This is a genomic window from Pantoea sp. B566, from assembly GCF_024793925.1.
GTDB classification, from domain to species: Bacteria; Pseudomonadota; Gammaproteobacteria; order Enterobacterales; family Enterobacteriaceae; genus Pantoea; species Pantoea ananatis.
Genome location: NZ_JANUQL010000003.1, coordinates 4,570,778 through 4,584,283, shown reverse-complemented (window position 1 = coordinate 4,584,283; position 13,506 = coordinate 4,570,778). Strand labels below are relative to the sequence as shown.

General features: G+C 57.0%; 11 protein-coding genes. 7 read left to right on the top strand and 4 right to left on the bottom strand.

What is annotated here, in order from left to right:
- Positions 1–12: 12 nt before the first annotated feature.
- From NYE92_RS23105 to NYE92_RS23095, 3 genes are all read left to right on the top strand, one after another.
- Positions 13–342, top strand: a complete 330-nt coding sequence (locus NYE92_RS23105) for a hypothetical protein (protein WP_259019486.1) — start codon at positions 13–15, stop codon at positions 340–342.
- 65 nt (positions 343–407) lie between these two features.
- The gene (locus NYE92_RS23100) at positions 408–974 is read left to right on the top strand and encodes a hypothetical protein (protein ID WP_014606098.1); all 567 of its coding nucleotides are present in this window, start codon (positions 408–410) and stop codon (positions 972–974) included.
- 227 nt (positions 975–1,201) lie between these two features.
- Positions 1,202–1,450 (top strand): YqjD family protein, encoded by a 249-nt coding sequence (locus tag NYE92_RS23095; RefSeq protein ID WP_013025421.1) that lies wholly within the window; start codon positions 1,202–1,204, stop codon positions 1,448–1,450.
- A 35-nt stretch (positions 1,451–1,485) separates the two neighbouring features.
- On the opposite strand, the gene NYE92_RS23090 is transcribed toward NYE92_RS23095, so the two are convergent.
- Positions 1,486–2,772 carry an MFS transporter gene (locus tag NYE92_RS23090; RefSeq protein WP_105077739.1) on the bottom strand — a complete coding sequence of 429 codons (1,287 nt, stop codon included), beginning with the start codon at positions 2,770–2,772 and terminating at the stop codon, positions 1,486–1,488.
- A gap of 98 nt (positions 2,773–2,870) precedes the next feature.
- Between NYE92_RS23090 and NYE92_RS23085 the strand changes: the two genes are divergently transcribed.
- Positions 2,871–3,614 (top strand): GntR family transcriptional regulator, encoded by a 744-nt coding sequence (locus NYE92_RS23085; protein WP_013025419.1) that lies wholly within the window; start codon positions 2,871–2,873, stop codon positions 3,612–3,614.
- Here the strand turns inward: NYE92_RS23085 and NYE92_RS23080 are convergent.
- Genes NYE92_RS23080 through NYE92_RS23070 form a run of 3 tightly spaced genes read right to left on the bottom strand, consistent with a single transcriptional unit; the run spans position 3,601 to position 6,875 of the window.
- On the bottom strand, positions 3,601–4,581 hold the full coding sequence (locus NYE92_RS23080; protein WP_014593466.1) for a PfkB family carbohydrate kinase: 981 nt from the start codon (positions 4,579–4,581) through the stop codon (positions 3,601–3,603). The two genes, NYE92_RS23085 and NYE92_RS23080, sit on opposite strands and share 14 nt — an antisense overlap.
- Positions 4,574–5,590 carry an ADP-ribosylglycohydrolase family protein gene (locus tag NYE92_RS23075; protein WP_014606100.1) on the bottom strand — a complete coding sequence of 339 codons (1,017 nt, stop codon included), beginning with the start codon at positions 5,588–5,590 and terminating at the stop codon, positions 4,574–4,576. The genes NYE92_RS23080 and NYE92_RS23075 overlap by 8 nt, the downstream gene beginning before the upstream one ends.
- Before the next feature lie 10 nt (positions 5,591–5,600).
- Positions 5,601–6,875 carry a nucleoside permease gene (locus NYE92_RS23070; RefSeq protein WP_014593464.1) on the bottom strand — a complete coding sequence of 425 codons (1,275 nt, stop codon included), beginning with the start codon at positions 6,873–6,875 and terminating at the stop codon, positions 5,601–5,603.
- A 753-nt stretch (positions 6,876–7,628) separates the two neighbouring features.
- Between NYE92_RS23070 and NYE92_RS23065 the strand changes: the two genes are divergently transcribed.
- Genes NYE92_RS23065 through NYE92_RS23055 form a run of 3 tightly spaced genes read left to right on the top strand, consistent with a single transcriptional unit; the run spans position 7,629 to position 13,379 of the window.
- Entirely contained in the window at positions 7,629–8,777 is a 1,149-nt protein-coding gene (locus NYE92_RS23065; protein WP_022623590.1) for an efflux RND transporter periplasmic adaptor subunit, read from the top strand.
- A 1-nt stretch (position 8,778) separates the two neighbouring features.
- Positions 8,779–11,940 carry an efflux RND transporter permease subunit gene (locus NYE92_RS23060; protein WP_259019485.1) on the top strand — a complete coding sequence of 1,054 codons (3,162 nt, stop codon included), beginning with the start codon at positions 8,779–8,781 and terminating at the stop codon, positions 11,938–11,940.
- Positions 11,940–13,379: an efflux transporter outer membrane subunit gene (locus tag NYE92_RS23055; protein WP_259019484.1), complete on the top strand. Its 1,440-nt coding sequence runs from the start codon at positions 11,940–11,942 to the stop codon at positions 13,377–13,379. Before NYE92_RS23060 ends, NYE92_RS23055 begins: the two co-directional genes overlap by 1 nt.
- Positions 13,380–13,506 lie beyond the last annotated feature (127 nt).

Sequence of the window (13,506 nt, the reverse complement as noted above, 5' to 3'; positions counted from 1 at the left end):
CAGGGACAGGATATGTTGCGATCGGTAGTTTTCATTTTTATGGCACTGCTTGCGGGCTGCTCATCGTCGCCGAAAGGCGTGGAATGCCCGGGCGAGCTCAGCACCCTTTACGGTCAGTCGCTGGGCCAGACCCAGGGGACGATTTTCGATCTGGTCACCTCATTTAGCGTCAGTCGGGACGGCGCAAGCGTGCAGAGCGGTCCGCTGCAGTCGCAGGATCGCTTCCAGTACATTCCTTCCGCCGTCACGCGTGAGGGTTATTATGCGCAACGCCTGTCGGACAAGCAGTTCCGGCTCATCAATCCCTATCAGGATACCCTGATCACCTGGACCTGCCCGTAGAGGGGTGAATCCGGGCGCAGAATGGTATAGTGTCAGGAAACGTCAAGAGACAGGTCATCCTTCACATGGAAAAGCGTCTGGATAACAACGGCTATATCGATTTTCCCTTCCCGGCGACCCGCAATGAAGACGGTACGGTCAATCCCTGCGGCATCGACTTAACGCTGGAAACAGAGCGCCTTGAAGAGGTTGCGGTGCTGCGCCACTCAGCAAACCTGCAGCGTCTGGTGGAAGAGGTGAATCTTCAGGACGGGCTGTTCATGACGCTGGCCTGCGACTGGCAACAGCAGGAAAACGCGGTGTGCGGGTTTATTGATATCGCCTTTCGTCCCGAGTTGCCTGGCCATTCACATGCTGAGACGCTGCAGCTGGAAACCGCGTTTTACACCTATCTCAAAGAGCAGGCGCAACAGCATGGGCTGGCAGCGGATGCGCTGGTCAACTATGCCCGTGCTGTACTCGACTGGGGCTGGTCGCCGCTGCAGCAACGTCAGCGCCGCTATGAAAAAATCACAATCCAGTACTACTGCCCTCAGTCGGAGGATGCGGAATGGTGCTTCGACCATATTCGCCACTTTCTGGTGAGCTGGTACCCTCAGTACATCTCCGCTCCGGGCAATGCCGTTTTGTGAAACAGCTGGTAATGATTTTTCCCTGCACACATTAGCCACTGGCGAGTTGCCGCATTTCCCCGCTTCACGCCTCTGCCTGCGCGCCTCTCAGGCCAGCGATATGACGCGGTGGCAGATATTTTCCCCTGACCTTTGCCTCCTGAACAGAAGATTAATGCGCCCTGGGGCAGCACGACGGCTAAGCTTTGCTACGCTTTAGGTGACTGTGATAACCAAGGAGATGAAGCATGTCAGGAAAAATTGAAGATGCAGTGAAAGAAGTCGCCGGTGCCGCAGAGCAACAATGGGGTGAAGTTACCGACTCCCCGCGTCACCGTGCCCGTGGTGCAGCACGCCGCTACACCAATCAGGCATCCTACGCCGCACGTGATGCCGCTGATTGCATCAAGGATCAGGTGCAGTCTAACCCGTTCGCGGGTCTGGCCGTAGCCGCTGGCGTTGGCGTGGTACTTGGCTTCCTGCTGGGCCGCAAATAAGTCTCAAAACGGGAGCGTTGGCTCCCGTTTTACCCTCATACCAGATCGCGCAGATGATCGTCTTTGTTTAACGTCATCAGTGCCGGTATTGTTACCAACGCTGTTGCCATCATGTACCACGCCGGAATATCCAGATTGCCCGTCTGCTTGACCAGCCCTGTAATAATCAACCCCGCACAGCCCGAGAAAACGGCATTCGATAGCGAATAAGCCAATCCCAGTCCGGTGTAGCGAACCCGTGTGGGAAACATTTCGGCCAGCATCGCCGGCCCCGGCCCTGCCAGTAAGCCCACCACACCGCCTGCAATAAACACCACCAGCGCTTTGCTGGGTAACGCCACCGTTTCCGCCTGCAGCACCTTCAGCAGCGGCATCGCCAGTAACAGCAACAGTACGCTGGCCACCACCATCACCCGGCGTCGCCCTATCCTGTCACTGAGTATCCCCGCCGGAATAATGGTCAAGGCAAACCCCAGATTGGAAATCACGGCGATCGCCAGCGCCTGGTGCAGTCCGGTGTGCAGGGCGGACTGAAGGTAGGCTGGCATAATGACCAGACAAGTGTAACCCGCCGCTGACCACAGCATCACGCGCGCCACGGCCAGCAGAATGGTTTTCAACGTCTGGAGCGGTGCGGCTTTGCCCCCCTTCTGCTGCTGTTGCTGACGGACAAAGCCGGGCGTTTCGTCCATTGCCAGCCGCAGCCAGAGCGCCACCATGCCCAGCGGTAATGCCAGGATAAACGGAATGCGCCAGCCCCAGGCCAGCATGGCTGGTGGGCTGAGCGTAAACGACAACAGCGCCACCAGCCCGACGCCAGCCAGCAGGCCCAGCGCCACCGTGAGCGACTGCCACGCGCCATACAGGCCGCGCTTGCCTCGCGGCGCAAATTCCGTCATCAGGGAGACCGCACCGCCGTATTCTCCTCCGGCAAACAGCCCCTGCAGGATACGCAGCCCGGTCAGGATTAACGGTGCTGCGATGCCCACTGAGGCATAGGTCGGCACCAGGCCAATGGCCGTGGTCGCCAGCGTCATGAACACCAGCACCATAATCAGCGTCGGTTTGCGGCCGATGCGATCGCCGATACGGCCAAACACCAGCGCACCCAGTGGCCGAAAGAAAAATGCAACGGCAAAGGAGGCCCAGGTGAGAATCAGCCCACTCAAGGCCGACTCGCCCTGTAACTGGAAAAAGTTCTGCGCAATCAGCGTGGCGAGAAAGCCGTAAATGGCGAACTCATACCACTCAATAAAGTTGCCAACCGAACCCGCAACCAGCGCACGTTTATGTTGCTTTACCTGGGGTGAATAGGTTTCCATTTGACTATCCTCAACTTGCAGCCTGCAAAAGCAGTACGGCGATAAGAGAGATAGTATAGAATTCCAGCAGATAAGGTTATGTATCCCAGACGAGAATAATGACATCACAGCATAATGCCCTTTTCAGTCATCTGAGCAGCGTGCTCAGCGCCGAGAGCAAAACCCCGCTCTATAAACGTTTCGTGCAGGTGATTAAAGACGCCGTGCGCGACGGATTGCTGCGTCACGAAGAGGTGTTGCCCAGCGAGCGCGAATTTTCTCACTCTCTGGGGATTTCCCGCATCACGGTGCGTAAAGCGATGGATGCGCTCTCTCAGGAAGGGATTGTTCATCGCTCGCGTGGCTATGGCACGCAGATTTGTCGCGCACTGGAATATTCACTGAAAGAGCCGCAGGGATTTTCACAGCAGGTCGTATTACGGGGTAAAAAGCCCGATACGGAATGGCTGCAAAAACATCGTATCCGTTGCGAAGATGACATTGCGCAGAAGCTGCAGCTGCCCCCGGACAGTGAGGTCTATTTGCTGAAGCGCCTGCGTTATGTCGATCAACAGGCCGTGTCCGTGGAAACGTCCTGGGTGCCGTGCGATTTGATCAACGATGCCAGCGACATCGGTATTTCGCTGTACGACTATTTTCGCCGCCACCAGATCCAGCCGGTGAAAACGCAAAGTCGCGTCAGTGCGCAAATGCCGGATGCGGAATTACAGCGCCTCATTGCCCTGCCCGAGCGGATTCCCGTACTGGTGATTAAGCAGTTGGCGCTGGATGCGCGCGATCGTCCTCTGGAATACAGCATCAGCTACTGTCGCAGTGATTTGTACGTGTTTATTGCCGAGTAAGGCACTGCTGCCAGTGGCGAATCAGCGCTGCACGGTCGGGGGCGGTATCGCCTCCACGCTGCGCAACCACGAATGATGCGACGGCATTCCCCAGCGCCACTGCGTTATCAAGTGGCCAGCCAGATGCGAGCGCAGCCAGTAATCCTCCCGTGTGGCTGTCACCGGCCCCAATCGTATCGACCACCGCCGTCTTGAATGCTGCGATCCAGCCGTACTGTCCGTGATGGCTGAAGCCTGCGCCTTCGCTATCCAGCCTGACCACCAGCGGGCTGGCAAAATGTTTTGCCCACTGGGTAATCAGCGCCTGCGCGTTAAAAGACCCGTCCTGCTGCAAACGCTGGTGCCAGACGTGTTCGGCTTCCTGGCGATTAAGCGTAATCAACGGCTGCAGCGCCATCACGCGCTGCCAGTGATCCGGCGCGATCGCAGGCAGACGCGGCCCAAAATCGATCGCCAGCCGCGGCCTGTTTGCCAGCCCTTCCAGCCAGGACAGCAGTGTTTCCGCATTCTTGCCGATGAGCTGATAACCCGACAGATACAGCCAGCCTTCTGCGTGAAGCGGAACAGAGGCCAGCATCGCCTCATCCCACTGGTTCTCCACCCCGGCCACCGACAGGAACGTGCGTTCTCCGTCGGGTTCAACCAGCGCCAGGCACCAGCCATTGTCGCCCTTGTGGGTTTCCGTGACGCTGGTCAGTCCACAGGCCGCAAGCTTTTGCCGGAGTAGCTCAGCCCAGACGCCCTGGCCGAGCGGTAACGCAGAAACGGCATCCATACCTAAGCGGTGCAGCGCCAGCGCCACGTTCAACGCACAGCCTCCCACGCTGATACTTTGCTGCTGCAGCGCGCTGTCGCCGCCGCGCTGGGGAAGCTGCTCGGCGCGGGCGATGACATCCACGACGGCGGCGCCCAGTACGACGATCGGGGCCCGGTTGCCTAATGTTGCCACGCTCTGGGAATCAACCATGCGCCGCCTCCCGCTTGAGGCGAAAAGCGGTAAACGCCCGGCCGTAGCTTTCAAAGTCCAGTTTATTTACGCTATCCAGCTGCTGTCGGAGCGCAGGGTCAATGGCATCAATACCGTTAAGCGCACCACAAATGGCAACCGCCATCGCACCAATGGTGTCCGTGTCGCCGCCCAGATTGGCGCAAAGAATGGCGCAGCGGTTGGGATCGGTTCCTGCCAGTTCAACCATCGCGATGGCGGCGGGCACGGACTCGATGGTGCTGGTGCCTGTTCCCACCAGGGCATAGATGTTCTCCATAGTGGATTCAACACCGCGCCCCTGTTCAACCACCGAAAACGCCAGCTCAAGGCGCGCAGACATGGCCGCACTAAAGGTGGTTATCTGCCGCTCCTGCGCCGCACGCGCGACGGCAGGCAGCGCGTCACGAATCTGTCTCCAGCCTGCGCCCTCTATCGCCCGGGAAACGGCCCAGGCAATCACGGTTGCCCCGGCAATCGCGACGTCGGCCTTGTGGGTGGGGCTGGAAGCCAGCGCAACCGCATCAATAAAACTGTGCAAATCTCGCGCGGGTAACAGGCAGCCCAGCGGGGCAATACGCATCGCCGCCCCATTTGTCAGGCCGTTGTTTTCCAGCGCGCTGATCGGCTGGCCGGCCTGTAATGCGCGCAGCGCGATTTTTGATGTGGGCCCCAGAACATTTTTATTAAACGCGTCGAACCCTTCTGCCCAGCGCAGGATGTTAAGACCAATGGTTTCAGCGACGATCTCTCCGTCATGACGGATGATGGCATCGGCCAGCGCCAGCGCCATCGATGTATCGTCGGTGAACTCGGCGCGGCCGAAATAGCAGGCGGCGTTATTCTCTGCCGGGCCGGGCAGAAAACGATCAATCCAGCCAAAATGTGCTTTCACGCGGCTTCGCGGCCAGAGTTCTGACGGCATGCCCATGGCATCGCCAAGCGCCTGACCATAAAATGCGCCGGTGATCCTTTGTTGTACGGTAATCATCTTCTCTTCCTTATTTTTGGCTTTCCGTCGCGGCGGCAGGCTCAACCACGTTAAGCTCATCGCTGCGTTTTTTCGTATCGCGGAACAGCAGAATAAACGCCACGGTAATCAATATGATCATCACGCTGCCAAACAGCCACATTCCCGCCCAGTTGAACGTCAGGCCGTTGCGCGGTTGACCATAGGCAAACATCTCCTGCATCAGATAGCCCCCCAGGCGATAACCTAACAGGCTGCCGATTCCCTGACAGGCCAGGGTAATTAATCCCTGCGCCGCATTGCGCATGCTCACAGGGGATTTTTTATCGACGTAGATGTAGGCAGTAATAAAGTAAAAGTCATAGCTGACGCCGTGCAGCAGAATGCCCATAAATAACAGGCCATAGGTGAGCAGGTTCTGATCGCTGCCAAAAACAAAAAACAGATAACGCAGCGCGGCCGTCACCAGGCCGAGCAGCAAGACCTTGCCGATACCAAAACGTTTGATAAAGAACGGCAGCGCCAGTAAAAACAGAATCTCGGACATCTGCCCTAACGTCATCCAGCCCGTGGCGTGCGCCAGGCCCACTTCGGTCAGGAAGCCCTCGGCAAAAATGTAATAGAACGCCAGCGGCATACTGAACAGGAAGGAACAGACAAAAAAGACCAGGAAGCTGCGATCTTTTAACAGATGCAGGGCATCCAGGCCCAGCGCGGTTCGCACACTAAAGGCGCCGGTACTTTTAGGCTCCGTGGCGGGCAGCATAAAGGCGAATATACCCAGCAGCAGCGAGCTGGCGGCGGTAATCAGCAGCGGCACATTGCTGGCGGAGATATCGCCAAAGCCCAGTAACGACGGCAGAAAACCGCAGACGATACCGGATGCGATCCAGCCGAGCGTGCCCAGCACGCGGATGCGCGGATAATCACGCTCCACGTCTGCTACATGCGAAAACGCAATGCTGTTGGTGAGGGCAATCGTAGGCATATAGGTCAGCGCATACAGCAGCAACAGGGGAAAGAAACCGCTGAAGTGCGTTTGCTGCGCCGCGAAGTACATCAGCCCGGCACCCACGATCATCAGCACACCCAGCACTTTCTGGGCCTGAAAAAAGCGGTCTGCCAGCGATCCCACCAGAATGGGCGACAGAATGGCGGCGATGGAGGTACAGGCATAGCACCACGCAATCTCGACGGGCGTGAAACCATTTTTGCTAAGGAAGGCCCAGAGCGGGACAAACCACGCGCCCCAGATAAACCATTCCACAAACATCATCAATGACAGGCTGGCCGTTTTCGTTTTCATTATGGTGTGTTCCCCGGTGTTGGTAAGGCCAATCTAACACCACAAACATAACCTTTATAATACCTTTGGGTGGAATTTTGAGCTACCTCCCATTCTCGGTGAGAACGGTTTTATGCGCGCCACGGGAAACGGTGGCGTCTTCTGTCTGGTCTCACCCGACCGCCGGATGCGAGACGTTGAGCACTTAATGCTCTGGAAAGGCAGCGCGTCTTTGCAGGCGGTTCGGGCTTACAAACACGCCACCGGCCGTAGGCTTTGGGCTTCGGGCTTTGGGCTTTGGGCTTTGGGCTTTGGGCTTTGGGCTTTGGGCTTCGGGCTTCGGGCTTCGGGCTTCGGGCTTCGGGCTTCGGGCTTCGGGCTTCAGGCTTCGGGCTTCGGGCTTCGGGCTTCGGGCTCCGGGCCGCAGGCAACCACAATGCGGCCCGCACGGCATCCTCTAACAACGTATGCGGTTCCTGGCCGAGAAAACTCACCCGTTGAGTATTTTCCATTCGGACAGGCCGCTGCCACAAATAACGCATCTCAAGCATTTCATGTAGCGTGGTATGAAATGGAGCCCGCGCAGAAACACGCCACCAGGCTGTAAGTCGGCGGAATTCGCTCGCCTTCAGGCTCATTCTCCAGGCGCGTCTCTGAACAATGCAGCCGCGCTGCTCATTTCTGGACATCCTTCTTTTCGCTTTGCTGACATACAGATTCTTGTGCATTTATTACACTGCGCTCTGAGAATGAACGTTCATTACAGGGTAATTCATGAAAACTTTTCAGCGCACTATGATCGTCGGGCTGGTCGTGATGATCGCGGGCTGCGATCAAAACAGTCCTCCCGCCGATGCCAACATGACCACCGAAGTCGGGGTAAAAACGTTGCAAAGCGCATCGGTGACACTGGACAGCCAGCTTGCCGGGCGCGTCACCGGCAGTATGACGTCTGATGTCAGGCCGCAGGTGGATGGGATCATTCAGAAACGTCTGTTCACCGAAGGCGATGAGGTGAAAGCCGGACAGGTGCTGTATCAGATCGATCCGGCCAGCTATCAGGCCAGCTACGATCAGGCCGTCGCACAACTTAAGAATGCGCAGGCCCTGGTGAAGAGCAGCAAACTGAAAGCCGAACGCTATGCCGCACTGGTGAAAGATAACGGCGTTTCACGTCAGGATGCGGATGATGCGCAGGCAACGTATCAACAGAACGTTGCTTCCGTGGATCAGTACCGTGCTGCCGTCGAAAGTGCGCGCATCAACCTGAATTACACCCAAATCAAAGCGCCGATTAGCGGTCGCATTGGGATTTCATCGGTTACGCCAGGCGCGCTGGTGACCGCCAGCCAGACCACTGCGCTGGCGACGATTCGCGCACTGGATCCTATCTATGTCGATCTCACGCAATCCAGCGTGCAATTGCTCAAACTGAGACGCCAAGAGGCGTCACTGCAGCAGAACAAAGATGGCGTGCCCGTGACGGTGAAACTGGAAGATGGTACGACCTACGATCATCCCGGCAAGCTGGAACTGACCGAGGTCTCGGTGGATGAGGCGACGGGCACTGTGACGCTGCGTGCGATTTTCCCCAATCCCCAACATGAACTGTTGCCGGGCATGTACGTGCGCGCCAGCGTCACCAACGGCGTGAAAAGCGATGCCATTTTGGCGCCTCAGCAAGGCATCACCCGTGATGCGAAAGGCAATGCTACCGCGCTGGTGGTCGATAAAGAGAACAAAGTCGAAAGTCGCGACGTAGTGACCGACCGCGTAATCGGCAATAACTGGCTGATTACTTCCGGCCTAAACCAGGGTGACAAGCTGATTGTTGAAGGCACCGCAAAAGTTCAGGCGGGCATGCAGGTGAAAGCGGTAGACGTCTCTTCGGGCGATAACGCTCCGACCAGCGAGGGTCACTGATATGTTGGCGCAGTTCTTTATCCGTCGGCCGGTCTTTGCCTGGGTGATCGCCCTTTGCATCATGCTGTTCGGTATCCTGAGTATTCGCAGCCTGCCCGTGGCGCAGTATCCCGATGTGGCACCGCCACAAATCAGTGTTCAGGCCACCTATACGGGCGCATCGGCGGAAACGCTGGAAAGCAGCGTGACCCAGGTTATTGAGCAACAGCTCACCGGACTGGATGGACTGCTCTATTTCAGTTCGACCAGTACCGCATCCACCGGTCAGGTGAAAATCAATGTCACGTTTAAACAGGGCACCGATCCCGATATTGCTCAGGTCCAGGTGCAGAATAAGGTACAGCAGGCCGAGAGCCGCTTGCCGAGCGCCGTGACCTCACAGGGCGTGACCGTGCAGAAAGCCCAGAGCGACTTTCTGCTGATTTTGGCGGTGTACGATAAAAGCAATAAAAGCAGTTCTTCCGATGTCGCCGACTATATGGTCAGCAACATGGAAGACACGCTGGCGCGCGTGACAGGCGTCGGTAACGTACAGGTTTTTGGCGCCGAGTACGCGATGCGTATCTGGCTCGATCCCAGCAAGCTGGCGTCGTATTCGCTGATGCCTTCTGATGTCACCACCGCTCTTGAGAGTCAAAATACCCAGGTGTCTTCCGGGCAGTTGGGCGCGCAACCGTCCAGCAACACACAACAACTGGTGGCGACGGTACGTTCGCGTTCACGCCTGCAAACCCCTGAGCAGTTCCGCAACATTGTGCTGAAAAGCCAGGCCGATGGTTCTGTGGTCCGTCTGAGCGATGTCGCACGCGTAGAAATGGGCGATGAAGACTACAGTGCCAATGTCATGGCGAACGGCCATCCGGCATCCGGTATGGCTATCCAACTGGCATCTGGCGCTAATGCACTCTCCACCGCCGAAAAGGTGAAATCCACCATTGACGAATTCCGGAGCAGCATGCCGGCGGGCTATGAAATAGCCTATCCGCTCGACAGCACTGACTTCGTTAAAATCTCGATTGAAGAAGTGGTGAAAACGCTGGTCGAAGCGGTCATTTTAGTGGTGATTGTGATGTTTGTGTTCCTGCAAAACATCCGCACCACGCTGATTCCCACGATTGCAGTTCCGGTCGTTCTCCTGGGCACCTTTGGTGTGCTGTCTTTCTTTGGTTATTCGATTAACACGCTTACCATGTTCGGCATGGTGCTCGCCATTGGCTTGCTCGTCGATGATGCCATCGTCGTGGTTGAAAACGTCGAACGCGTGATGCGCGAAGAGGGATTACCCCCGCGAGAAGCAACCGAGAAATCGATGAGGGAGATTACTGGTGCGTTGGTTGGCATCGCGCTGGTGCTCTCTGCCGTGTTCCTGCCGATGACCTTCTTTAGCGGTTCAACAGGCGTGATTTACCGTCAGTTCTCTATCACCATCGTCTCTTCCATGGTGCTGTCGGTGATTGTGGCGCTGACGCTGACGCCCGCCCTCTGTGCCACCTTGCTTAAACCGCACAATCACGACAGCGGTCGCAACGGTTTCTTTGGCTGGTTTAACCAGCGCTATGAAAACGTGCAGGCACGCTATCAACGTGGCGTCGGGAAGGTCATGCACCGTTCCGTGCGCTATCTGCTGCTGTACGGCGTGCTGTTGATCTGCTGTGCCGTACTCTATATGCGCCTGCCAACCGGCTTTCTGCCGACCGAAGATCAGGGTTACATCATGGTGCAGTATCAGTTGGCACCGGGCGCGACGGAAAATCGCACCCGTGAAGTCCGTCGTCAGGTCCAGCAGTATTTCGCCACCCAGGAGAAAGATAACGTTAACGTTAGCATGCTGGTAGACGGCTTCAGTTTTGCCGGTAACGGACAGAATGCGGGGGTCGGCTTTATCTCGCTTAAAAACTGGCGTGACCGTAAAGGCAGTGAGAACAGTGCTGATGCGATTGCAGGCCGCGCCATGGCGGCGCTGTCGCGGATTCGTGATGCCCAGATCTTTGTGCTGTCGCCGCCCGCCGTCTCCGGGCTGGGTCAATCCAACGGCTTCACGTTTGAGCTGCAAGCGCGTGGTGCTACCGCACGCGATCAACTGCTGAAAATGCGCGATCAGCTGATTGCAAAAGCGAATCAGGATACGGAACTCAGCGCTGTACGTGCCAACTCGCTGCCGGACCTGCCGCAGCTGGATGTCAGTATCGATGATGCGAAAGCACAGTCACTGGGCCTGACCATCAGCGACATCAATAATACGCTCAGCGCAGCCATTGGCGGCAGTTATGTCAATGACTTCTCCGACCGCGGCCGCGTGAAGAAAGTCTATATGCAGGGCGATCAATCGTTCCGCAGCAAGCCAGAGGATATTGATCAATGGTATGTCCGCGGAACAGACAGCAGCAATAACACCACCATGGTGCCCTTCTCGTCCTTTGCCTCGTCGAAATGGTCCTATGGTCCGGATGTGCTTTCACGTTACAACGGCCTGGCATCCTATGAAATTCAGGGATCGGCCGCCGAAGGGAAAAGCTCCGGGGATGCCATCACCGCAATGGAAAAACTTGCGGCGACCTTGCCTGCGGGCACCACCTTCGCCTGGAGTGGGCTCTCTTATCAGGAAAAACTTTCCGGTAATCAGGCGCTGTCGCTGTATGGCATTTCACTGATTGTGGTGTTCCTGTGCCTGGCCGCCCTGTATGAGAGCTGGGCAGTGCCGCTTTCGGTGATGTTGGTGGTGCCATTGGGCGTCATCGGCTCACTACTGGCGATTACGCTGCGTGGCCTGGAAAATGACGTTTACTTTCAGGTTGCGCTGCTCACGATCATCGGACTTTCCTCGAAGAATGCCATTCTGATTGTGGAGTTCGCTGAAGAGCACTACCGCAAGGGCGAGAGCCTGATAAACGCGGCGGTTCATGCGGCGACGATGCGCTTGCGTCCCATCATCATGACCTCACTGGCCTTTACCGCAGGCGTACTGCCGCTGGCGATCTCCACGGGCGCGGGGGCCAACAGCCGTATCGCCATCGGTACCGGTATTATTGGCGGCACCTTAACCGCCACCCTGCTGGCTATTTTCTTTGTACCGCTGTTTTTTGTGCTGGTCCGCCGGGTCTTTCCGGCACAGCCGCATGACACGGCCCGGCCAACCGACTCAGCAGCGAAGGTGAAGGAATAATGACCATGACTGCAAAACTTTTCACCGTGTTTTTACCCTGCTTCCTTGCGGGCTGCGTGTCGCTGGATCCGCATTATGATCGTCCTGTGGATGCCGTGAAGGCGACAAACCCGACCGGGGAAGCCTACCCTAACCTGCAAGGGACTGCCGTCAATTATCGCGCTATCCGTTGGCAGGATTATGTGCTGGACAGCCAACTCAATCAGGTTGTCGGCATGGCGTTGGACAGTAGCCGCGACTTACGTGAAGCGGTGGCGAGTGTAAAATCCGCGCATGCGCAATACGCTGAGCAACGTGCCGATCTCTTCCCGTCATTGAGCGCCGGTGTCAGCGGGACGCGCTCACGTGCCCTGACGGGCGAAGGCAATCAAACGGCGCTGGGCAATTCTTACTCTGCCGAAGGCAGTGTCAGCGCATTTGAACTGGATTTATTTGGTAAGAATCAAAGCCTGTCGCGCCAGCAGTATGAAACCTACCTTGGTACCCTGGAGGGCGCGCGGAGTACGCGCCTGACGGTGCTGTATAACACCATTGATTACTGGCTTCAGTTGGCGGCGGATCGCAGCAATCTGGCCATTGCGAAAGAGACAGCTGAGAGTGCGCGGCAGTCACTGGACGTGACGCGCAAGCGCATGCAAAACGGTGTGGATTCGATGGTTGATGTGGCGTCTGCGGAAACCACCTATCAGTCTGCGCAGGCGGATGTGGCCAGCTATACTACCAGCGTGGCGCAGGATAAGAATGCGCTGGATCTGGTTGTTGGAAAACCTGTACCCGATACGTTGTTGCCGCAAAATCTTGAATCGATTGGCCATGCGTTGCGCGATGTGCCCGCAGGGATATCGTCGGATGTCCTCAATAATCGTCCTGATGTCTTGCAGGCTGAGCACAACCTGAAGGCGGCGAATGCCAACATCGGGGCAGCGCGGGCCAATTTCTTCCCCAGCATTTCACTGACCGCCAGCGGTGGCATTGGCAGTGCCGATCTCGCCTCGCTGTTCAAAAACGGCATGGGAATTTGGTCGTTTTCCCCCAGTATCTCGCTGCCTGTCTTCAAGGGCGGCTACAACGTGGCCTACCTGAATTACACCAAAGCGCAGAAGGAGTACTACGTGGCGGCGTACGAAAAGTCGGTGCAGACCGCTTTCCGCGAAGTCGCGGATGCCCTGGCGCGGCGCGGCACCATCAACGATCAGTTGACCAGCCAGCGTAACAATGTGGCAGCCTCACAGATTTACGCGCATCTGGCCGATCTGCGTTATCAAAGCGGCGTGGATACCTGGCTGAATGCGTTAACCGCCCAGCGAACGCTCTACTCCGCCAGAACCCGTCTGGTCAGCGTGGAACAGGCGTACTACCAAAACCTAAATACATTCTACAAGGTGATGGGAGGCGGCTCGGCGCGACAGGCGTCTGAACAAACGGTAGATGTGCGTTGAACGCCCAAATGCGCAGGGATGCGCACCCGACAAACTGCGCGCAATAACATCGCGCGCTGCCCTCAATAGTGGAACAGGGCAAATCCCGATACACGGACATCAGGCCATTCTGTGTCAGAATGTGTGA